Source organism: Chryseobacterium sp. 2VB, from assembly GCF_005503635.1.
In the GTDB taxonomy this organism is placed as follows: domain Bacteria; phylum Bacteroidota; class Bacteroidia; order Flavobacteriales; family Weeksellaceae; genus Chryseobacterium; species Chryseobacterium cupriresistens.
The window spans coordinates 69,456-90,894 of the sequence record NZ_SCNC01000018.1 but is presented as its reverse complement, the minus strand read 5'-3'; the positions used below and the strand labels follow the sequence as shown (position 1 = coordinate 90,894).

Annotated in this window: 23 protein-coding genes; 19 read left to right on the top strand and 4 right to left on the bottom strand. The window is 36.2% G+C overall.

From position 1 onward, the window contains the following. Positions 1–18: 18 nt before the first annotated feature. Entirely contained in the window at positions 19–864 is an 846-nt protein-coding gene (locus FFS26_RS16265; protein ID WP_137905575.1) for a T9SS type A sorting domain-containing protein, read from the bottom strand. A 315-nt stretch (positions 865–1,179) separates the two neighbouring features. Between FFS26_RS16265 and FFS26_RS16260 the strand changes: the two genes are divergently transcribed. From FFS26_RS16260 to FFS26_RS16185, 16 genes are all read left to right on the top strand, one after another. Further along, a complete protein-coding gene (locus tag FFS26_RS16260; RefSeq protein WP_110011020.1) occupies positions 1,180–1,506 on the top strand; it encodes a hypothetical protein in 327 nt (108 codons plus the stop codon). Between the two features lie 11 nt (positions 1,507–1,517). Next, positions 1,518–2,174, top strand: coding sequence for a hypothetical protein (locus tag FFS26_RS16255; RefSeq protein WP_137905574.1), 657 nt, complete (start codon positions 1,518–1,520; stop codon positions 2,172–2,174). After that, on the top strand, positions 2,171–2,947 hold the full coding sequence (locus tag FFS26_RS16250; protein WP_137905573.1) for a sensor histidine kinase: 777 nt from the start codon (positions 2,171–2,173) through the stop codon (positions 2,945–2,947). Before FFS26_RS16255 ends, FFS26_RS16250 begins: the two co-directional genes overlap by 4 nt. Positions 2,948–2,958: 11 nt before the next feature. Next, positions 2,959–3,648 carry a response regulator transcription factor gene (locus FFS26_RS16245; RefSeq protein ID WP_062671771.1) on the top strand — a complete coding sequence of 230 codons (690 nt, stop codon included), beginning with the start codon at positions 2,959–2,961 and terminating at the stop codon, positions 3,646–3,648. Between the two features lie 141 nt (positions 3,649–3,789). Then, positions 3,790–4,182, top strand: a complete 393-nt coding sequence (locus tag FFS26_RS16240; RefSeq protein WP_137905572.1) for a DUF1398 domain-containing protein — start codon at positions 3,790–3,792, stop codon at positions 4,180–4,182. 133 nt (positions 4,183–4,315) lie between these two features. Beyond that, on the top strand, positions 4,316–4,993 hold the full coding sequence (locus FFS26_RS16235) for a DUF2490 domain-containing protein (RefSeq protein WP_137905571.1): 678 nt from the start codon (positions 4,316–4,318) through the stop codon (positions 4,991–4,993). A gap of 70 nt (positions 4,994–5,063) precedes the next feature. After that, positions 5,064–6,068, top strand: coding sequence for a bestrophin family protein (locus FFS26_RS16230; protein ID WP_137905570.1), 1,005 nt, complete (start codon positions 5,064–5,066; stop codon positions 6,066–6,068). Positions 6,069–6,206: 138 nt separating this feature from the next. After that, complete coding sequence (locus tag FFS26_RS16225; protein ID WP_137905569.1) at positions 6,207–7,820, top strand: Na+/H+ antiporter; 1,614 nt, start codon at positions 6,207–6,209, stop codon at positions 7,818–7,820. A 218-nt stretch (positions 7,821–8,038) separates the two neighbouring features. After that, entirely contained in the window at positions 8,039–8,443 is a 405-nt protein-coding gene (locus tag FFS26_RS16220) for an SRPBCC family protein (protein WP_137905568.1), read from the top strand. Between the two features lie 23 nt (positions 8,444–8,466). After that, complete coding sequence (locus FFS26_RS16215) at positions 8,467–8,973, top strand: GNAT family N-acetyltransferase (RefSeq protein WP_137905567.1); 507 nt, start codon at positions 8,467–8,469, stop codon at positions 8,971–8,973. Beyond that, complete coding sequence (locus FFS26_RS16210) at positions 8,970–9,353, top strand: VOC family protein (protein ID WP_120231646.1); 384 nt, start codon at positions 8,970–8,972, stop codon at positions 9,351–9,353. Before FFS26_RS16215 ends, FFS26_RS16210 begins: the two co-directional genes overlap by 4 nt. Before the next feature lie 35 nt (positions 9,354–9,388). Beyond that, the gene (locus FFS26_RS16205) at positions 9,389–10,411 is read left to right on the top strand and encodes a glutaminyl-peptide cyclotransferase (RefSeq protein WP_120231645.1); all 1,023 of its coding nucleotides are present in this window, start codon (positions 9,389–9,391) and stop codon (positions 10,409–10,411) included. Positions 10,412–10,513: 102 nt separating this feature from the next. Beyond that, positions 10,514–11,539: a glutaminyl-peptide cyclotransferase gene (locus FFS26_RS16200; protein ID WP_137905566.1), complete on the top strand. Its 1,026-nt coding sequence runs from the start codon at positions 10,514–10,516 to the stop codon at positions 11,537–11,539. A 141-nt stretch (positions 11,540–11,680) separates the two neighbouring features. Beyond that, positions 11,681–12,643 (top strand): hypothetical protein, encoded by a 963-nt coding sequence (locus FFS26_RS16195; RefSeq protein ID WP_137905565.1) that lies wholly within the window; start codon positions 11,681–11,683, stop codon positions 12,641–12,643. A 27-nt stretch (positions 12,644–12,670) separates the two neighbouring features. Next, entirely contained in the window at positions 12,671–13,285 is a 615-nt protein-coding gene (locus tag FFS26_RS16190; RefSeq protein ID WP_002977952.1) for a deoxynucleoside kinase, read from the top strand. An 86-nt stretch (positions 13,286–13,371) separates the two neighbouring features. Further along, positions 13,372–13,722: an arsenate reductase family protein gene (locus FFS26_RS16185; RefSeq protein WP_110011032.1), complete on the top strand. Its 351-nt coding sequence runs from the start codon at positions 13,372–13,374 to the stop codon at positions 13,720–13,722. A 54-nt stretch (positions 13,723–13,776) separates the two neighbouring features. Here FFS26_RS16185 and FFS26_RS16180 read toward each other — a convergent pair whose 3' ends face one another. From FFS26_RS16180 to FFS26_RS16170, 3 genes are all read right to left on the bottom strand, one after another. Continuing rightward, positions 13,777–14,250: a hypothetical protein gene (locus FFS26_RS16180; RefSeq protein WP_137905564.1), complete on the bottom strand. Its 474-nt coding sequence runs from the start codon at positions 14,248–14,250 to the stop codon at positions 13,777–13,779. A gap of 61 nt (positions 14,251–14,311) precedes the next feature. After that, on the bottom strand, positions 14,312–14,617 hold the full coding sequence (locus FFS26_RS16175; protein WP_047433612.1) for a DUF493 family protein: 306 nt from the start codon (positions 14,615–14,617) through the stop codon (positions 14,312–14,314). Positions 14,618–14,657: 40 nt separating this feature from the next. Further along, the gene (locus FFS26_RS16170) at positions 14,658–15,329 is read right to left on the bottom strand and encodes a DUF4197 family protein (RefSeq protein WP_110011034.1); all 672 of its coding nucleotides are present in this window, start codon (positions 15,327–15,329) and stop codon (positions 14,658–14,660) included. A 366-nt stretch (positions 15,330–15,695) separates the two neighbouring features. Here FFS26_RS16170 and FFS26_RS16165 point away from each other — a divergent pair, with 366 nt between their 5' ends. The 3 genes from FFS26_RS16165 (at position 15,696) to FFS26_RS16155 (ending at position 21,424) form a co-directional block, all read left to right on the top strand. After that, complete coding sequence (locus FFS26_RS16165) at positions 15,696–18,518, top strand: SusC/RagA family TonB-linked outer membrane protein (RefSeq protein WP_110011035.1); 2,823 nt, start codon at positions 15,696–15,698, stop codon at positions 18,516–18,518. 11 nt (positions 18,519–18,529) lie between these two features. Further along, positions 18,530–19,954: a RagB/SusD family nutrient uptake outer membrane protein gene (locus FFS26_RS16160; RefSeq protein ID WP_137905563.1), complete on the top strand. Its 1,425-nt coding sequence runs from the start codon at positions 18,530–18,532 to the stop codon at positions 19,952–19,954. Between the two features lie 78 nt (positions 19,955–20,032). Continuing rightward, positions 20,033–21,424 (top strand): glucoamylase family protein, encoded by a 1,392-nt coding sequence (locus FFS26_RS16155; protein ID WP_110011037.1) that lies wholly within the window; start codon positions 20,033–20,035, stop codon positions 21,422–21,424. The last annotated feature ends 15 nt before the right edge of the window (positions 21,425–21,439 follow it).

Below are 21,439 nucleotides of genomic sequence, written 5' to 3'. Positions count from 1 at the left end.
ACTGATAAGTTGCTTTTTTTATTCCTTTTTAATGATTTTGTAGCTTCCTGATGCTGTTGTGATAAGGTAAATTCCGTCAGGGAGTTCGCTAATGTCGAATTGGTTTTCATCTTTTTCAGTTGCTACCGATTGTAAAAGTTTCCCAGACTGGTCATATAAAGAAACTTTTTCACTTTGCTTCAGACCGTCAATATAGAATATTCCGGAAGTTGGGTTAGGATAAATATTCCCTTTGCCTTTGAGGTCATTTTCTGAGGTGGCCAATGTGGAAATTTTTGTCCATGTAAATGCATCCAGGCACATATAAACATACCCTCCGGTGGATTGCAGCTGGATTTCATCAATGGTAGTATTGCTGTTATTCTGATTATTTAGGGTGGAAAGATCAATCAGGGTAAATCCGTTGTTGATACCTGTCGTTCCCGTAGTTGCATTAAATGTAGTATTAAATCCGGATGTTTTTGTGGTGGTGAACTTTGTAACTCCCCCTAATTTTCCCGTAATAATAAGTGTTCCTGATGAAGCAGACTGGTTTAAAGCAGTATTGCTTAAAAATACCCAAAACTTTGATACAGTGAATGCAGAATTGCTTTTAACACTGAAAGAGGGAGAGCTGATATTGGTTGTACCTGTGTTGTCAATATAGACGTTATCATTAGCTGTTCCGTTCCAGCCGGTGTTTGGATAATTGCCCTGAATTCTGAAAGTTCCGGCCTGTGATACGATATTGAAAGTATATCCGTTGCTGGTAAAGCTTGTGCTTCCGCCAGATGAAGTTTCAAAAGTTACAGTAGTTGTCTGTGCATTGATTGATGCAATATTACTTAAGAAAGTAAAGATTACAAAAAAGATAATTGTTTTCATGATACAGGTTTTTAATGTTAGCATAAGATCATAAGCTCCATGACTGTTTATATGTTTACGGATTTTTCCCGTAAAAGGATACCACAAAGCAAGCGAGAAATGCAAAGTGACAACAGCGTATTAAAAGCCGAATTGAAAAACAGGTAGAAATACGCAATTTTGGTGGTTTTTATTATTATAATTTTGAAAAAAGGATATTATGTTAATTAAAATGAATGTATTTCACAGTATGGTTAGTTTTTTTTTCATAACTTGTAATGTGTAGCTGAAGTCACTTATTATAAACCTATTATATAATTTAAAACGAGAAAAACTATGGAATTACCTAAACATGCAGTCTTATTAGATGATGCTAAAAAATGGATCAGCAATTGGCAGAATACAAAAATTATCGATGGAACATCTATCCGGGCCCACCTTATCCCGGCAAAGGACGTTCATGATATTTTTATTAATGACAAAGGATTTGAGAGATACAGAGGATATAATGCCATTACCGATGAAGGTGAATTTAAATTTCTTCTGGTAGGAGTAGATGCAGATAACAATGATATTGTGGATTATGATAAAGGGTATTATGTATATGACATGACAACACCCTGCCCAAGCGTATGCTCTACTGCAAAATGGTGGAACCTGTAAACTAGAGATCATTGGATCACTGGATTGAAATATTGTCGTTAATTGGAAAAGGCATTCTGCTGATTAACCTGGCAGTATACTGTATAGGTTTTTCCGGAGGAGGAAAAGCCTATACATTCTTCATCTGTTATCTGGCCTGGATATTACTGTGTGAAATTGTTTTTTACGTATTGAACTCACAGAAGATCAATAATCTGTTTTTCTCACATTATTATCTGATAGGTCAGTTTTTGTTACTGGGGTTATTCTTCCATGAAATTGTAACGGAAAAATACCAGAAAAAAACAGCACGTACACTTTTAATTATCATTCCCGTAGTTCTTGTTATACAGTATATCATATACCCCGAAAAGTATTATGTTTTTAATCTTTTTGAAATTTTTGTTACGTCTTATTCAATCATAATTCTGGCATTATTTCATTTGTATAATATACTGGATACCCAAAAGAAATACAATTATATAAGCCTGGGACTTTTACTTTATCTGATAAGCAGTACCGTAATATTTTTGTCAGGAAACCTGTATACGGTGATGAACAGAAAACTGCATAAAGAGATATGGGTTTTCAATGTTGTTATGTTTATTGTGTATCAGATTTTTATTCTGACAGACTATCTGTCTTCCCGCAAAAAAATGTGTAATCACTGTTATGATTTTACAAAATGAATGAGAATACAATTATTTCCACTATCGTTTATACCTTTCTGGCATTTACCTTACTGGCCGTTACCCTGATTATATTTTATTATTTTTCTAATAAGAAGATAACAAGAAACCTTATTCAGAAAAAGGAGCTGGAGGTCAGATACGAGAAAGAGCTTACCCACGCCATTATCAGTGCCCAGGAAAAAGAAAGACTGAGAATTGCCCAGGATCTGCATGATGACATCAGTTCAAAACTCAGTGTGGTTTCTTTAAATATCCATCTCCTGGATTTTGATAATCTGGACAGGGAAGAATACAACGATCTGAAAAATAAAATCATACATCTGGTTAATAAAACAGCAGAAAGTGCAAGGCAGATCTCACATGATCTCCTTCCTCCGATATTAGAAAAGTTTGGGCTTCATGCTGCAATAGATGCATTGTGCTCAGAAATCAACCTATCCAAAACCCTGCAGGTAACTTATTCCAACAGCTTATACTTTGCAAAAGCGGAAGAAGAAAAAAATTTGCATATCTTTAGAATACTACAAGAGCTCATTAACAATTCCATAAAACACGGAGAAAGTACGCATATTGATATAGAATTTTTGGGAAAAGACGGAAAAAATACCTGTATCTATAAAGATGATGGGAAAGGATTTGATCTTAATGAAAATACATTGAAAGGTGGATTAGGCTTAAGAAATATCAGAAGCCGGGTAGAACTGATCAATGGAACACTGAAAATTGAAAGTGAAAACAATAAAGGAATTACCGTAGAATTTACATTTTAAATCGTTATAAAATGGAAAAGGATATAATTCGTGTCATAATTGTAGACGATGAAGCACTCTTTCGTCAGGGAATTTCATTGTTGATACAGAGAGAAAAAGATATTGAACTGGTAAGTGATTTCAGCAACGGTAAAGAGCTGCTGGATGAGCTTGTAACCCTGGAAAAACTGCCTGATATTATCCTGATGGACCTCAATATGCCGGAAATTAACGGAGTAGAAGCTACCAAACAGATCCACATCAAATATCCCCAGATTAAAATTATTGCCTTAACGAGCTATAACACGAAAGCATTTATTGTCAATATGATACAGTCCGGGGCCTGTTCCTTTCTTAAAAAAAACTCAAGCCCTGCAGAATTGCTCACAGCAATAAGGGAAGTGCACAGCAAAGGTTTCTTTTATAACAATGAGGTCATGGAAGCATTACATCAAAACCTTACAGAACCTAAAAAGAAAGTTTCCAGTATTTTTGATGCCAATCACATTTCCAAAAGAGAAAAAGAAGTATTGGAACTCATCTGCAAACAATACAACACTTCTGAGATTGCAGATCAACTTTTTATAAGCTCCAGAACCGTTGAAGGTCATCGCAACAGTCTTCTATTGAAAACCGGAGCCAAAAATACTGCCGGTTTAGTGGTATATGCGATAGAAAGTAAAATTGCAGATATGAATTATTTAAAAGACAGATTTGAATAACTATTCCTACAACTGTTGTTATTAAAAATTAAATGAAATTTATATTTTCTGATTAAATTAGCCTTTGTTTTGAAAAGCAGAGTCCAATGGTTTGCTTGTGAGAAACAATAATTTATAGTTAAAAACAGAAAATACAAAAGAATGAAATTTACAATTGAATACATCAAAGCAGAGCACCAAAAAGTAAAAAGCGGAGCCGATTTTCCGCAATATATTCAAGCTATAAAAGCATTAGGTGTCTCTCACTACAAAGCATACGTTTCAGACGGAAATACTGAGTACTTTAATACTGACAACCAATCTGTGCAGACTGGAAACAAATATGAGGCTCTTCCCATTTCCGATACTTTAAATCTTGAAAATTTTAAAATAAGGCTTAAACTTCACCAGCAGGGAGGAACAGATTATATAACTTTCTGTAAAGACTGCGCAGAAAACGGAATCAATGGCTGGACAATGAATCTTCATGCAATGACCTGTACTTATTTTGACCAGAATGAAACAGATGTTCTTACCGAACAGGTTCCAGGATAATCTTTTACAAAAAAAAACGGATGCAGAACATTGCATCCGTACTTCTTTAAACTAACTTATAAAATATTGTTTGCTATTATTGATTTAAAATATTAATTTTGTTTAAAACGATAGATAATAGTAATTGGTAAATATGAGAAAGGTTTTTACGAAGTTGGCGTTCACAGTTTTAGGTTTGGGATCCATTTTTACATTTGCTCAAAAAAACGATCTGGGAGCATGGTATATGTATTTTGGAAATAACAAGATCAGCAAGAAGCTGAACTGGCACAATGAAATTCAATACCGTAATTTCGATGCCCTGGGAGATCTCGAGCAGTTACTGATCCGTACAGGGATCGGATATGATCTTACAGAGAACAATAACAATGTTTTATTGGGATACGGTTTCATTCTCAGTCAGCCTTATGTATACGGTGAAAAAAAAGAAAATATTGAACACAGGATTTTCCAGCAGTATATTACCAAGCAGAAATTCGGACGTTTTTATCTTCAGCACCGATATCGTTTGGAAGAACGTTTTCTTCAGGATGATTTCAGAATGAGATTCCGCTACATGCTGGGACTGAATATTCCGATTACTCAAAAAGAGTTACTTCCGAAAACCCTTTACGCATCAGTATATAACGAAATTTTTCTGCACTTCAACAGCCCGGTTTTCGACAGAAACAGAGTGTATGGAGCGTTAGGATATGTCATCAACAAAAACATGAGGATTGAAGCTGGTTATATGAACCAGATTCAGGAGAACAGAAACCGCGGACAGATTCAGATTGGTTTTTATAATAATATCCCGTTCACCAAAAACTAATAAAACTGTTGCTGAATGCTTCTGGAAATCATTATTTGAAAATTTAATAAACCCTATAAAATAAACACTTATGCATTCAGGAAAAAGATTCGGAGCCCGGGAGTTCATTATCTGGACCAGACGGAGCATTTACGCTTTGGTTATATTATCAGCTATTCCTACAGTCCTGTACTTTTTGGGCTGGAAGTTCCTTTCCGTTCCATGGCAGCCGATTGCGATCATGGGAACAGCGGTTGCCTTTATTGTTGGATTTAAAAACAATGCCAGCTACAGCAGACTCTGGGAAGCAAGACAAATCTATGGAGCCATTATTAATGACAGCCGCAGTTTTGGATATATCCTGAGAGATGCACTTCTTTCCAAAGATTCCGGTAAAGTAAAAGAAATGTTCCTTCGTCATTATGCATGGCTTACTGCATTGAGGTTTCAGCTTCGTGAACCGCGAGCATGGGAAAACATGGGAACAGATCAGTTTGATGAATATGCTAAAAAATATGACATTCCGGAAAGACTGACCACACTGGATGAAGAATTGAAAAAATATCTTTCAGAATCTGAACTTCAGTATATTCTAAGCAAAAAAAACAGAGCGACGCAACTGATCGCCAGCCAGAGTAAAGCTTTATCCGAAGTTTACGAAAAAGGAGGAATCAATGATTTTCAATGGACACAGATCAACCAGCAATTGGTTAAGTTTACCGATAATCAGGGAAAAGCTGAAAGAATTAAAAACTTTCCCTATCCGAGAAATTTCTCTTCCATCACCACGTATCTTTTACTTTTATTCATTGTTTTTGTGCCTTTCGGATTATTGAAGGAGTTTGATAAATTAGGTGAAGGAACATCGGTAGAAGGCTTGACATTATGGTTTAATATTCCGTTTTCTTTATTGGTAACCTGGTGTTTCCATACATTGGACAGCGTAGGAGAGGCTTCGGTAAACCCTTTTGAAGGAAGTCCCAATGACGTTCCCATCACCCAGATCAGCCGTACGATTGAAATCGATATGAGAGATATGCTGGATGAATCTGATCTTCCGCCAGCCATTACTCCTAAGAATAATATCGTGCTTTAGATTGATCTTTTTATGATCTCAGATATTGATTAATGACAGACTTCGAATATATCTAAACCTGATAGGTTTCTGAAAACCTATCAGGTTTGGGAAATAGATACCCAAAAATAAAAATAATACTTAAAAAACGAACTCAAAATGATTCACAGCTATGTTATAATATCCATTGCAGTCCTGCTGTCTGTGATGATATTGGTAATGATCGGCCAGAAATTAAAAGTAGCTTACCCGATTTTTCTTGTCATTGCAGGATTACTGATAAGCTTTGTGCCGGGAATGCCACGCATTGAAATAGAACCCGATCTTGTTTTTCTTATTTTCCTGCCGCCAATTTTGTTTGAGGCAGCCTGGTTTACCTCATGGCAGGATTTTCATAAATGGAGAAAACAGATTTTTTCAATGGCCTTTGGATTGGTATTCTTAACCTCCATAGTCGTTGCTTATCTTTCATCTTCTATCATTCCCGGACTTACAGTGGCAATGGGTTTCCTGTTGGGAGGCGTCAATTCACCGCCGGATGCGGTAGCTGCTACTTCGGTTCTGAAGCATATGAAAATTCCTAAGAAAATTACCAATATTCTGGAAGGAGAAAGTTTGATCAATGATGCTTCCAGTTTAATTGTATTTAAATTTGCACTGGCCGCCGTTATTTCAGGACAGTTTATCTGGAGAGATGCCGTTCAGGATTTCTTTACCATGGCCATCGGTGGAATTGCCGTAGGAGTGGCGGTTGGGTTTCTGTTTGGAGCTTTATTAAAAGTTATCCCGACCAATTCCAATATCGATACCATTATTACCCTGATCGTTCCTTACATTATGTATGTGGGAGCGGAACATTTCCATTTTTCGGGAGTATTGGCTGTAGTTGCCGGAGGTTTATTGATGTCTTATAATTCACATTGCTATTTAAGCCATACCTCCAGGATTCAGTCCGGGAATGTATGGAGTGTACTGATATTCCTGATGAATACCATCATCTTTATCCTGATTGGTCTTGAACTTCCCATTGTAGTGGAAGGAATGAAAGAATATACCATTTCTGAAGGTATTTTCTACAGTGTTGTGATTGGTGGAGCGATTATCGGAACAAGAATTCTCTATAGTTATGCATTGATGTACTTCCCAAGAATCTGCTCTAAAGAATTAAGATTAAAAGTTCCCAAACCCGATTGGAGAGAGCCTTTTATCATCAGTTTTGCAGCAATGAGAGGAGTGGTTTCACTGGCTGCCGCCTTGTCAATTCCTGCTTTTTTACCAAACGGAGAAGCGTTTCCGCACAGGAATATTATTTTATTTGTCACTTTTGTGATCATATTGATCACCCTGGTAGGGCAAGGTTTATTGTTGGCTCCCATCTTGAAATTATTAAATATTCAGGATGCCGGAAGCGAATTGCCGGAAGAAAAACAGGAAGTAATCCTTATGCGTAAACTGAAGGAAACAGCTTTGCACAAACTTGATAATGACTTTTCTGAATTGGCAGTAACCAACAGCCTCGTACGTCATCAAAAGCACAAGCTCGAAAATGAAATGATGCTGATGGCAGATAAAGCCCAGTGCATGGCTTCCACAGGAGATTATGTAACCGCTATCAATGAAAACAAAGATGTCCTCCGACAGATCATTCAGGCACAGAGAAACGAATTGCACAGAATGAAAAGAGAAAAGATCTTTGATGATCATGTGATGAGAACCATTGAAATGCAGCTGGATTTTGACGAAGCCAAAATCACAGGTTTTTCACATGGGTAATTACAAAATAAACCACAAAAGTCACAAAAGATAAAAGTTAAAATGAACTTGCAGGAATAAAAAGTTCACAAAAGGAAAATTCTGAAATTTTAAAGGCTTACGTGTACTTCTCATGAGTAGAAATTTAAACTTAATAATTTAGTAGATAAAACTTTGTGACTTTTGTGGTTAAAGATTATAGGTAAAATGTGTACATTTAAACATATTAAACCTATAATATGACTACACCCATCACTGTTCAGTACACCATCAATGCTCCGGCTGAAAAAGTCTGGAAAGCATTAACCGATAAAAATGAAATGAAATCCTGGTATTTTGATATCCAGGATTTTGTTTTGGAAACAGGTAAGGAATTCAACTTCTATGAACCGGGAGGTGAGAATAAATACCATCACCACGCACAGATTTTAGAAATAATACCCAATGAAAAATTAAAGCATACATGGTCTTATCCTGATCTTTCAGACATGAAGACCATGGTAACCTGGGAACTGCTGCCAGAAGACAGTCAAACTTTAGTAAAGCTGACCCATGAAGATATTGAAAACTTTAAAGACTTAGGAGAAGGCTTTTCAGGAGAGAATTTTGTAAAGGGCTGGAATACGATTTGGGACAAAGCTTAAAAGAATTTTTAGAAAAATAAATCATGATCAAATTACACTCTTTTACGATAGAAGATGCTCCACAACTGATTTCAAAGATAAAAGACGAAAGGATGCTTCTTCAGTTTGCCGGGCCCGTATACCGTTTCCCTCTCACAGAAGAACAGCTGGAAAAGGACTTATCTGATGAAAACAGAACTCTTTTTAAAATTACAGATCAGACCGGAAATACAATCGGGCATGCCCAGATATTTCTAAAAGAGAAGACATTCCTGCTGGGAAGAATTCTGATCTGGGATGAAAATAACAGAGGAAAAGGCTATGGAAAGAAGGTTATGCAAGAGCTTTTGAAATATGGGTTTAATCATTTTGATAAAGAAACAGCAGAGCTGAACGTGTACGACTGGAATACCGGAGCTATAGAATGTTACAAAAAAGTAGGTTTTGCTTTTGATCCATATGTTAAAAGCGAAGCCAGGATTGATCAGGAAACATGGGTTTCTCTGAATATGAAAATCCATAAAAATACCTTTAAATTGCAGGAATCATGACACAGTTTACCGCACTTCGCCCTGTTTTCTGGACAGAAAATCTGGATGAAACAATTACATTTTATATGAATGTTCTCGGATTTACCCTGATGGGTAGAAATGACGACTGGCAATGGGCTTCTCTTCGAAAAAATGATATATACATTATGCTCTCCCAGCCTAATGAACATGAAAACAATCTTTCCATCGGGTTTTCAGGATCATTTTACTTCAATGTAAATCAGGTGGATGATCTTTGGGAAGACCTTAAAACAAAAGCCAAAGTCTGCTATGAAATCGAAACTTTTGAATGGGGAATGAGAGAGTTTGCAATATATGACAACAATGGATACATATTACAATTTGGTGAACCCGTAGATAATATTGGTAATACGGAATAAAATTTGCTATTTTTGGAGAAATATTTAGAAATTCAATGAAAAAAAGTATAATAGCGGGTTTCGCAGCGATTTTATTATTGGCGTCTTGTAATAAGGATAAAGAAATTCTTAATACATTAAACACTTATAATACTTCAATGGAGGCGAAGGGATATCATTTCGGAGATAAGCTTGAGCTTCCGAAAGAGGTAACGGAAAATGCAGAAAGCGTAACAATCAGCTTTGGAGATAAAGAAACAGCAGATTTAACAATTGATCCTAAATTTTTCACATTAGGAGACAATGCTGTTACATTCAATATTAAAACAAAAGGTGGTGAAGTGCTAAATCAGGATGCTACCATCAATGTATTTGCAAAAAATCCTGAAAAAAATATTCCTTATCAGATTGTAGCGGAATATCCTCACGATCCTAAAAACTTTGTACAGGGTTTCCAGATTGAAGGAAATACCATTTATGAAAGTGACGGGCAGAACGGATCTTCACAGATTTTAAAATATACGCTGGGAACAACAACTCCGCTGGCTTCTACAAAACAGGCTCAGGAAGACTTTTCTGAAGGAAGCACGATTGTTGGTGATAAAGTTTATCAGTTGACATGGCAGAGCAAAAAAGGATATGTTTATGATAAAAGTTCTTTAAAGCTGCTTTCAGAATTTGCTTATCCTAATGTATTGGGTGAAGGTTGGGGATTAACGTATGACGGAAAAAGCCTGATTGCTTCTGACGGAAGTAAACTTTTATATTTCCTTGATGTCAACGATCCTTCAAAACTGATTAAATATATTGCTGTTGCAGGAAGTTCTCAGGCATATGATCAGTTGAACGAGCTGGAATACCACAATGGATTTATCTATGCCAATGTATGGCAGAAGCCGATCATTTTAAAGATTAATCCAACCAATGGAGAAGTAGTGGGAACTTTTGATTTTACAGAAATTGCAAAACAGAATACTAAAGGAAGTGATGATGTACTGAACGGAATTGCTTTCAAAGGAGATAATATGCTGGTAACAGGAAAGAACTGGCCAAAGATTTACGAAGTTCAGATCAAATAATCTGATTCTATTGATAAAAAATAAAAATAGCGTTCCCTTGGGAGCGTTATTTTCGTTTTGAGGATTAAATTTTAGTACTTTTGGAAAATGATTAATACCTTCATGAAGCGAAATATCCATATTGCTTTGGCAGCCGCTTTATTCCTTGTCTCTTGCAGTAACAAGGAAAAAATGCTGAATTCTCTGGCGGATTACAATAACTCAAAAGAAGAAAAAGGCTATCATTTCGGTGATAAACTTGATCTTCCCAAAGAAGTGACTGAAAATACGGAAAGTATAACCATCAGCTTTGGGGATAAAGAAACAAAAGACTTAAGAATTAATCCTCAATTTTTCACATTGGGTGATAATAAAGTAGTCTTTGTGATTAAAACTAATCGCGGTGAAACTTTAAACCAGGATGCTACGATTAATGTATTTACTAAAACTCCTGAGCAGAATATTCCCTATAAAATAGTTGCCGATTATCCTCATGATCCCAAAAACTTTATTGAAGGTTTTGTGGTAGAAGGAAATACAGTGTATGAAAGTGATGGAATGAAGGGATCTTCTCAGCTTATAAAATATACTCTAGGATCTTCAGTTCCCAAAATTATGGCTAAGCAGCCCGCTGATATTTTCTCTGAAGGGTGTACGATTGTAGAAGATAAGGTGTATCAACTGACCTATCAGAATAAAATCGGTTTTATTTATGATAAAAATACTTTGAAAAAATTATCCGAATTTCCATTGCCCGGTGTAATTGGAGAAGGTTGGGGACTGACCTATGATGGGAAAAACCTGATCGCTACGGATGGTTCAAAGAATCTTTATTTTCTGGATGTTAATAATCCTTCAAAAGTAGTGAAAACAATTGCAGTTGGCGGTTATTCTACCGTTTATAATCAGCTCAACGAGCTTGAATATCACAAGGGATTTATCTATGCTAATGTTTGGCATCAACCTGTCATTCTAAAAATTAATCCTGCAAACGGAGAAGTCATAGGTAAACTTGATTTTACACAATTGACAAAGGAAAATGATAAGGGAGACAGCGAGCATGTCTTAAACGGAATTGCTTTTAAAGGGGATAATATGCTCGTGACAGGTAAAAACTGGGAGAAAATTTATGAAGCCGCTTTTCAATAAACTCATTATCTATTGTAGAACAGTTTTTTCATCAAGAAGATGGTCTCAATTTTGATTCACCTCAATGAAGATTCTATTGAAATAAAACCATCTTTTGAGTGAAGTTATTTTTCAGTAAATTGACCCCATTAAAAAAACAGAGTGAAGTTTTTAAACATAGTATTTTTTTTCCTTTTCTGTACGGCTTCAGCGCAGGATGTACTTCCTTTAGATACTTTAAAACTGAAGGAGGCAAAAGATATGCTTGCCGATGACTACGGAAATCTGTATATCTATAAAAACAAAGATTTTAGTTTTACCAAATATGATTCCCTTGGAAAACAGATCGGAAAAATGATGCTTACTGTACCCTATAAAGTACAGACCGTACAAAATCCTCTGAATGTGCCATTGTTTTCTGAAAATGCCCAGGAAATGAAATTTGTAGACCAGAATATGAATGAGATTCAACGATTGGATTTTAAACAGAAATTTGGTTTTATCAGAATGGCTTATGCCGAAGATCTGCAGCAACTCTGGCTTTTGGACGACAGTACAAAACGTTTGATACAGTATAATTTCAGGAACGATACCACCATCAATTCATATCCTTTTGATATCAGTTTTGAAGATTTAATGGACATGCTGGTCTATGAAAATAAGGTCTATATTTTAACGAGAAAACACATCAGGATTTACAGCCTTAAATTCGAAAAGCTTTTCGAAGCTCCTTTGGAAAACGGAAAACGTTTTCGAAGAGAGAATGATATGATTCTGGTGGTTGCCGGTAATTTCATTTCACAATACGTCCCTGAAAAAGGGATGATCACCATTTTCGAAGACCAGGATGCACAAATTGTGGATAAAAACATCCTCTCTTATTTTGCAATCAAAGGGAACAAACTCTATCTTTACAGCCTTGAAAAAGTAAAGAAAGCCCAACAGCAAAAACAGCTCGAAGCTCAGCCGGAATCTCCTCTGCCATCTACAGAAAAGCCAGTAGAAAAGACGGAAGAAAAACCAGATGAGAATACAGTAGAGAAACCTTCAGACAATACTTTACAGAAATTGATTGAAGATATTTCTCAGGTTCAGACTGAGGCTGTCGAAAAACTTATCAACTAATTCGTAAATACAAGGAAAAAGAATATTATGCATATTGCAGTTACAGGAAACATCGGAGCCGGAAAAACAACTTTGACAACGATGCTTTCCAAGCATTACGGATGGGATGCACAATTTGAAGATGTAGATCATAATCCTTATCTGGAAGATTTTTATTCAGACATGAGCAAGTGGAGTTTCGCGCTGCAGGTGTATTTCCTGGGGAGCAGATTCCGTCAGGTAAAGGAGATCAGAGAAAGCGGGAAAAACATTATTCAGGATCGTACGATCTATGAAGATGCCCATATTTTTGCGGAAAACCTGAATGATATGAATCTTCTTTCAGACAGGGATTTCAATAACTACTCATCAGTATTTGATCTGATGAAGTCTTTCGTATCTGCTCCGGATCTTTTAATCTATTTGAAATCTGATGTTCCTAACCTGGTTAAAAAAATTTATAAAAGAGGTCGTGAATATGAAGCATCCATCAGTATTGAATACCTTTCCAAACTGAATCAGAAATATGAAAAATGGATCTCCAACTATACAGAAGGAAAACTTCTGATTGTAGAGGTGGATGATCTTGATTTCGTTGAAAAACCTGAAGATTTCGGGTTTATTCTGGAGAAGATTGAAGCAGAACTGCACGGACTGTTTTAACATATTTTTATCAGAACATTAAGACACACTCAGGGTAAATCTTTTTAAATTTGTTAAGATCAAGTTTAATTTTTGAATAATGTATCATGGTAGTTAAAGTTTTACATAACGGAAACTGTTCAAAGTCAAATGCTGTACTGGAGTATCTTGACGAAAACGGAGTGCCTTTTGAGATCATTAATATTGTTGAAGATCCTTTAAGTCCTCTTGAAATAAGAACGGTGCTGAAGAAACTGAATCAGAGTGTTTTTCATATTATCCGTAAAACCGATAAGCTTTACGTTGAGAACTATGCAGATAAAAACTATTCGGAAGAGGAATGGATAAAGATTCTGTCCGAAAACCCATCTTTAATACAAAGACCCATTCTGGTAAAAGGTTCAGTAGCAATGCTGGGAAGACCTATTGAAAATGTAAAGTTCTTTATTGAAAAATAAACGAAATTTAATAAATAAAAAAGATCCGTTCTGTGAAAGAGCGGATCTTTTATGTTATGGGGTTTTTGTAGTAACCGGGCCATTTATCGCTTTATATAAAGCTTCCAGTTCTTTTGGAGGACGTCCGGAATCAAATTCTGAGGAGGTATACTCTTTTCCGCCAGCGGTAATGATCATAGATGATATCATTGCCTGGTCAGAATATCTGCCTGTAGTTGGAGATTTGAGTTCAGATATCTTCGGTAGGTCAATGTTCTGAGCCAGCCTGGAAACTGCCAGCCATTCGGCGGTAGAGATTTTGGTATTCGTAATCTCTTCGTTGATGTTGGACTCTTTTGAAGAGGGTGTTAAAACAATGTCCCTGCTGAACCCTCTTGTCCTTTCTGTTAAGCGGATCTGTTCAATCTTTTGCTGCTGAACTGCAGAAGAGATATTTGGGGTATTATTTTCGCTGTTATTTTTGTGCATACAGTTTGTAGCAGAGGTTGCTAAAATGACATTAAATAGGATCAGTTGGATGTTCATCATATTCTGTTTTTATGTATTAATAATAAAAAACCGCTTCATCATGATGAAACGGCCTTTGTTTTTACAATAGAATAACGCCTTCTATTTTTGCTACTTCTTTATAAATATTCACTACCTGATTGGCATCCAGAACAAATGCATTGATATTGCAGGCCGTGTATTTTCCATTTTTGCTTTCGCGGTTTCCCAGTGTAAATTTAATACCATCAAAAACTCTGTAAATTTCAGTAAGTTTTGCCTGGTCTGTAGGAATAATAAATTTAAATAAATAATCCTCCGGAAAATCATGATGATCCTCCAGCTTCTCCCTCAAAGACTGATAAAAGTCTTCAGGGCTTGCGTGTTGATTTCCTTGTAATATATCCATCTGCAATTGTTAATATAGTATAAAAATAGCGAAAATTTTCCTATTTTCCAAACGGTCCCAGCAGGGACTTGGAGTTTTGGTGTTCATAATCTTCAATGATATTGAATAATCCATTCACCAGCTGTTCAGAAGCAAGTTTACTCAATCCTCCTGAATTGACAGTGTTGTTATTCCCTCCTAAAAGACTGCCCAGAAAATTACTGCCAGATAGCGCTGTATTAATGGTTTTTACAATTCCATATTCATTCAGTTTTTCATCTACTTTAGGAGCAATGGCCGCAATAAGCTGCTGGGATGTTTTTTCCTTCAGAATCTGTGTAGCAGTGGTTCCTTGCATAATTCGCGTTACATCCTGAGCATTCAGGCTGTTTACGGCATCCTGCAAAATAGGTTTTGATGTATTCACTGTGTAAGCTGCTGCCTGTGCTATATAATCTCGTTCTTTGGCTACCAGTGAAGGAGCAATTTTCTCCAGTGTGGAATTGATGTCTCTCAACTCTTTGGGAAGGGCTTTATCAACCATATTATTCTGCAGGAACGCTTCTTTGTTGCCATAGATACTCATTCCCTTATCAATACCATTAAGCAGAATTCTTTTGATAATAGAAAGCCCCATGTCTGATGTTGCCAATGAAGTGCAGGATTGTACAGTGGTGGTAATAACAGCACCGGTTCCAATCAAAAGAGCGGCTGCAATGATATATTTTTTCATTGATTTTTTTATTATGTATTTCTAAGATGCATTTGTCAAAAACTGCACCAAAGGTAATTACTATTCCCAATTTAACAAAATATTAAATTGAGTACATGTTTTGGTGAATATTGTGTCAAAAATGTTAAAATTTCATTTGTAAATATGATGAATAAAGGATCTTGATTTTAAATTAAAAATTATAAAATCTATATTTTTGGCATTTTTCATTTAATAAAGTATAGTTATTTTTAAATATTTAAGATAGTTTAACAGTGTTGGATATTTTTTATATTTTTGGCTAATGTCTTTTTTTGAGATTTTAAATAACTCCACTATTTAGAGACAGGTGCAAATTTGAATTTATTTGAATAAAATTGAAACTATATGAAACAAAGTAATTTAAAGTATTCATGTCTCATTGCTGCTTTATACTTCGGTATGAACGTCAATGCTCAGACTACTCCAAAAGACACTGCAGTCAAAGAGCAGAAGATTGAGGAAGTAGTTTTGATCGGATATGGATCTCAGAAAAAAGAAAACGTTACGGGAAGTATCGGAATGGTTTCTGCAAAGGATCTTGCTGATAAGCCGAATTCAAACCCTATGAGTTCTGTTCAGGGAAAAATTGCAGGTGTGAATATTACCAATGCAGGAGCCCCAGGAAGTTCTCCGAGAGTTGATATTCGAGGGATTGGATCTTTAACAGGACAAACTGTCTTCATCGTTGACGGAACCATTACGGATGATATATCTTTCCTTAATCCTCAGGATATTGAATCAATGAGTGTATTGAAAGATCCTTCGAGTTTAGCAATTTTTGGAGCGAGAGCATCTAACGGAGCTGTAATTATTAAGACAAAAACCGGAAGGGGTAAGAAGCCTGTTTTTAGCCTTAATTCTTACTTAGGAATCAAAAAGGTTACCAATGTTCCGGAAATGGCGAATGCTGATCAGTATATTGAATTATATAATGAAAAATTAAGAAATGAAGGAAATACTGATCCTACAAAATTTCTGAGCAGAGCTGATTATCCTGCAGATACAAAGTGGCTTGATGAGATTTTTAGAACCAGTATTATAAATGCCAATGATTTCTCAGCATCAGGAAGTATCGGGAAATTAAATTATTATGGAAGTATTGGAAACTTACAGGATGAAGGAAATTTAGCTGCCGGAAGAGGAATTAACTCTGGAAGTGGCTTCAACAGAATGAATACCAAGTTAAATTTATCATATAAAATAACGGATAATCTTACCATTGGTAATAATTTTACATTCTCAAAAATTCGTAGTGATGTAGCTCAAAATCCTTTACTGGATGCATATACAGCTCCTCCTATATTTCCGGTAATGAACCCATCAACTGGTGATTATCAGTTTTTCAATGGGTATTCCATACCAAATCCAAGAGCGAAATTGGATATGTTCCGTTCTCAAATCAGGGAAGAAAGACTTTTGAATAACGTTTTTGCAGAATATAAGTTTTTAAATGATTTTACTGTAAGAGTTAGTTATACTACAGATAACACCAATAGAAGTAAGTATGAATATACACCAAGACTTAATTATGTTCCGGTATCTGATCAGAAAGATCCTGTTTTAGTAACAAGAGATTCCAGAAACAGAAATTATGTCTGGGATAATACATTAACCTGGAAAAAGAACTTCGGAGATCATAATCTGGAGATCTTAGGAGGTTTCTCAAGAACGAGAAATTCTTATTCTGAAACATATGCATCTGCTCAGAAAGTATATTATGATGGAACAAATGAATCTTTAAATATCCTTAATGGTACTGATCTGGTAATTTATACTGATGACAGACCTAAACTGGATCTTAATCAGGATCAATATCGTATTGAATCACTTTTTGCGAGATTAAATTATGATTACAAAGGAAAATACCTTTTAAATGCTTCTGTTCGTAGAGACGGGTCATCACAGATTTCTACAGATAGATTTAAGATTTTCCCGGCAGTAAGTGCAGGTTGGGTAATCTCAAAAGAGGACTTTATGAGCGGGCAAAATCTGTTTAACCTTTTAAAGCTTAGAGCAAGTTATGGTAAACTTGGAAATCCTAATGTGAAAAGAAAGTTTACTCTGAACAGAACAATTATTGATGGAGGTGCATATTATGGAAATAATGGTTATCCTGCGGCAACAATCGACCAGATTATTGATCCATCTATCGGATGGGAAACAACTTCAGGAGGAGATGTAGGTTTAGAAATGGCATTATTTAACAATAAATTAAAAATTGATGCCAATTATTTCAATAAAGACTCAAAAGATGTTGTATATGGAATTTTCCAGGGTACTGTTTCCGGTGCAAGTAACTGGAGAGATTATGTAACAAATGCTTACTCCTTTAATAACAAAGGATTTGAAGTTGCTGTAAACTATAATACAAAGATTAATGAGAATATTACTTTAGGAATTTATGGTAATTATACAGGGTTAAAAAATAAAATTACTTCAGTATATGGAGGATCATACCTGGAAGCAGGAGCTAGTTTGTTCGGAAATTCTGTTATCAGACTACAGGAAGGACAGGCCGTTGGTTCTTACTACGGATATCAGGTTGTGGGAGTATTCCAAAATGCTGATGAGGTATCAGCTTCAGCGACACAGAATGGAGCAAGACCCGGAGCATTTAAATTTGCCGATTTAGATGGAAACGGTGTTATTGATACAAGAGATAAAACATTCCTGGGAAGTCCTATTCCAAAAGGATCTTATGGATTTGGAGTTAATATGAATATTTATGATTTTGACTTTGCTATTGATTTCCAGGGAGTATTTGGTAATAAAATCTATAACTACAACCGTGAACAGCGTTATGGAAATGAAAACTGGGATTTAGATTTCTACAATAACAGATGGCATGGTGCAGGAACATCAAATTCTTACTCTATGGTGACCAATGACCAGGCGATTATTTTGCCAAACAGTTTCTATGTAGAGGATGGAAGTTATATCAGAATCAGAAATATCCAGGTTGGATATAATTTACCAAAAACATTTGCAAAATCTTTGTCTATTACTAAATTAAGATTATATGTAAGTGCTCAGAATCCATGGACTAGCTTTAAGTACAATGGCTTCTCACCTGAAATCTTGAATTCAGATAGAGTACAAATGGGAGTAGATCAGAACATTTACCCTATCTCTGCAATCTACACATTTGGTATGAATTTAACATTTTAATTAGAAAAGTAATGAAAAAAATATTTTTATCCATTGCAATGGTTTCTCTTTTAACCAGCTGCAATAATTATCTAGATATCAAAGAGGAAGGAGAAGTAGAGGCGACATCTTTTTTCCAGACTCAGGAGGATGCTATGCAGGCAACGAATGCCGTGTATAACTTCTTAAGAAGCTGGGAAAATTCAGCATTTCCTTACCAGTTTATTTATGGTGTTCCGGCAGATGATGTGGTGAAAGGATCTAATCCGGGAGATGCGTCTTTTATCAATGTGTATGATAATTTTACCTTTACGGTAAGTGATGACGGAGTAAGAAGTTATTGGATTGGTCAATGGCAGGCTATAAACAGAGCGAATCAGGTTATTACTAACGTTCCAAAGATAAATATGGATTCAACGCTTAAAAACAGACTTGTTGCTGAATCAAAAATGTTGAGAGCCTATTTTTATTTTAATTTGGTACGAATCTATGGTGGTGTGCCAATATTTGACGGATTACAGACAAATTATAATATTCCAAGGAATTCTGTAAACGAGGTTTACAATTTTATTATCTCTGATCTTACCAGTGCTGCAGAAATTCTCCCTCAAACTTATCCTGCTACAGATCTGGGGAGAGTTACTAAAGGTGCTGCATTAGGATTATTATCGAAAGTTTATCTTTACAAGAAAGACTGGCAGAAGGCTTATGATACTTCAAACCAACTAATAGGAATGGGATATGACTTAGAGTCAGACTTCAATCGTGTATTCAGAATCGCTGGAGAATTTGGAAAAGAATCCGTATTTGAAGTTAACTGTGATTGTGCTCCTCAGCTTAATCCGAATGCAGGGAGTCAATATGCAGAAGTTCAGGGAGTAAGAAACCAATTCGGATGGGGATTCTTCACCCCTTCTCAGGCTTTGGAAAATGCATTCGAACCGGGAGACATCAGAAAAGAGCTTACTATTCTTAGAAATGGAGAAACTACTCCGGAAGGCGATTTAATTGCAATGGGAGATCCAAATTCTGTTACAACATACAACCAAAAAGTATATCTTCCAAAAGCTTTAAACAACAGCGCTTGTGCTTACGGATCAAAACAGAATATCAGAATTTTAAGATTTGCTGAGATTCTTTTAATCAATGCAGAAGCTGCTAATGAATTAGGTAATACTGCTACAGCTACAGCTAACCTTAATAAGGTAAGAACAAGAGCTCAATTGGCAGGTACTACAGCCTCAACACAGACTGCTCTTAGAAAAGCAATCTGGCATGAACGTAGAGTAGAGCTTGCTATGGAAGGTGATCGTTTCGTAGACCTTGTAAGAACAGGTGAGGCAGCTACCGTCCTTGCGCCTTATGGATTCAAAGCAGGTAAAAATGAATTATTCCCGATTCCTTTGGATGCGATGAACCAGAGTAACGGTGCTTTTGTTCAAAACCCCGGCTATTAAAATTTAATCAATAAAAACTTTAGAGGAGAATGAAAGTTCTCCTCTTCTTTTAGTAAGAAACCCTAAAAAAGAGATCTCATGAAAAGGAACGTATTATCAATAGCTATTACTTCATTATTCTTTGTGTATTCCTGTAAAAATGCACCCGTTGCCAAACAGGAGACCGGAAAAACTGAAGCGGTAAAAAGCAATATCACGGATGAGCAACTGATGGACAGAGTGCAGAAAGATGCTTTAAAGTACTTCTGGGACTATGCAGAACCTAACTCAATGCTGGGAAGAGAGCGCTACCATGAAGACAATATCTATCCGGATAACGATAAGCACGTGATCACGACAGGAGGCTCAGGCTTCGGGTTGGCAACTATTCTGGTAGGGGTAGAAAGAGGATTTGTTCCAAGAAAAGAAGCGGTGAAAAGGCTTACTCATATCATGGATTTTCTGGCTAAAGCAGACCGCCATAAAGGAGCATGGTCACATTGGATCAATGGGGAAACCGGAAAAACCGTACCATTCGGGAAAAAAGATAATGGAGGTGACCTTGTGGAAACCGCTTTCCTTACCTCAGGAATACTGATGGTTCGTGAATACTTTAAAAACGGAAATGCAGAAGAAAAAAAACTGGCAGCAAAATGTGATGAACTGTGGAAAGGAATCCAATGGAACTGGTATACCAAAGGAGGACAGAAAGTCCTTTACTGGCACTGGTCACCGGATTACCAATGGGAAATGAACTTTCCTCTTGAAGGATATAATGAATGTCTGATCACTTATATTTTAGCAGCATCTTCACCGACTTATTCCATTGATGCAGAAACCTACTATAAAGGCTGGACCAGAAACGGAACTTACCTTACAGATAAAACAAAATACGGACTACCTCTGTATGTAAAACACAACTATGCCGAAGAATACGGCGGCCCGCTTTTCTGGGCACAATATTCATATATCGGGCTTGATCCTACGGGATTATCTGATAAACTTGTCAAAAACTACTTTGACATCAATAAAAATCAAACCCTTATCGATTACAAATACTGTGTTGAAAATCCAAAACAATGGAAAGGGTATGGCCCCAACTATTGGGGGCTTACAGCCGGATATACCAGAAATGAGGACGGAAGCACAGGATATACCGCTCACATGCCTGGCAATGATAATGGAGTGATTACTCCTACAGCTGCCTTGAGCAGTTTTCCCTATACACCAAAAGAATCAATGGCTTTCCTGAGATTCATGTATACCCAAAAACCTGAATTCATAGGATCTGCGGGACCTTATGATGCTACCTCCATTAATTATAATAATTGGTTTACCCCAAGATATCTGGCGATAGATCAGGGAACGATAGCACCCATGATTGAAAATTACAGATCAGGATTCCTTTGGAAACTGTTTATGAATGCTCCTGAAATTCAGCAGGGATTAAAAAAACTAAGCTTCCGGTCAGCCAAATATGGACTCAAATAAATTAATAGGAACGGG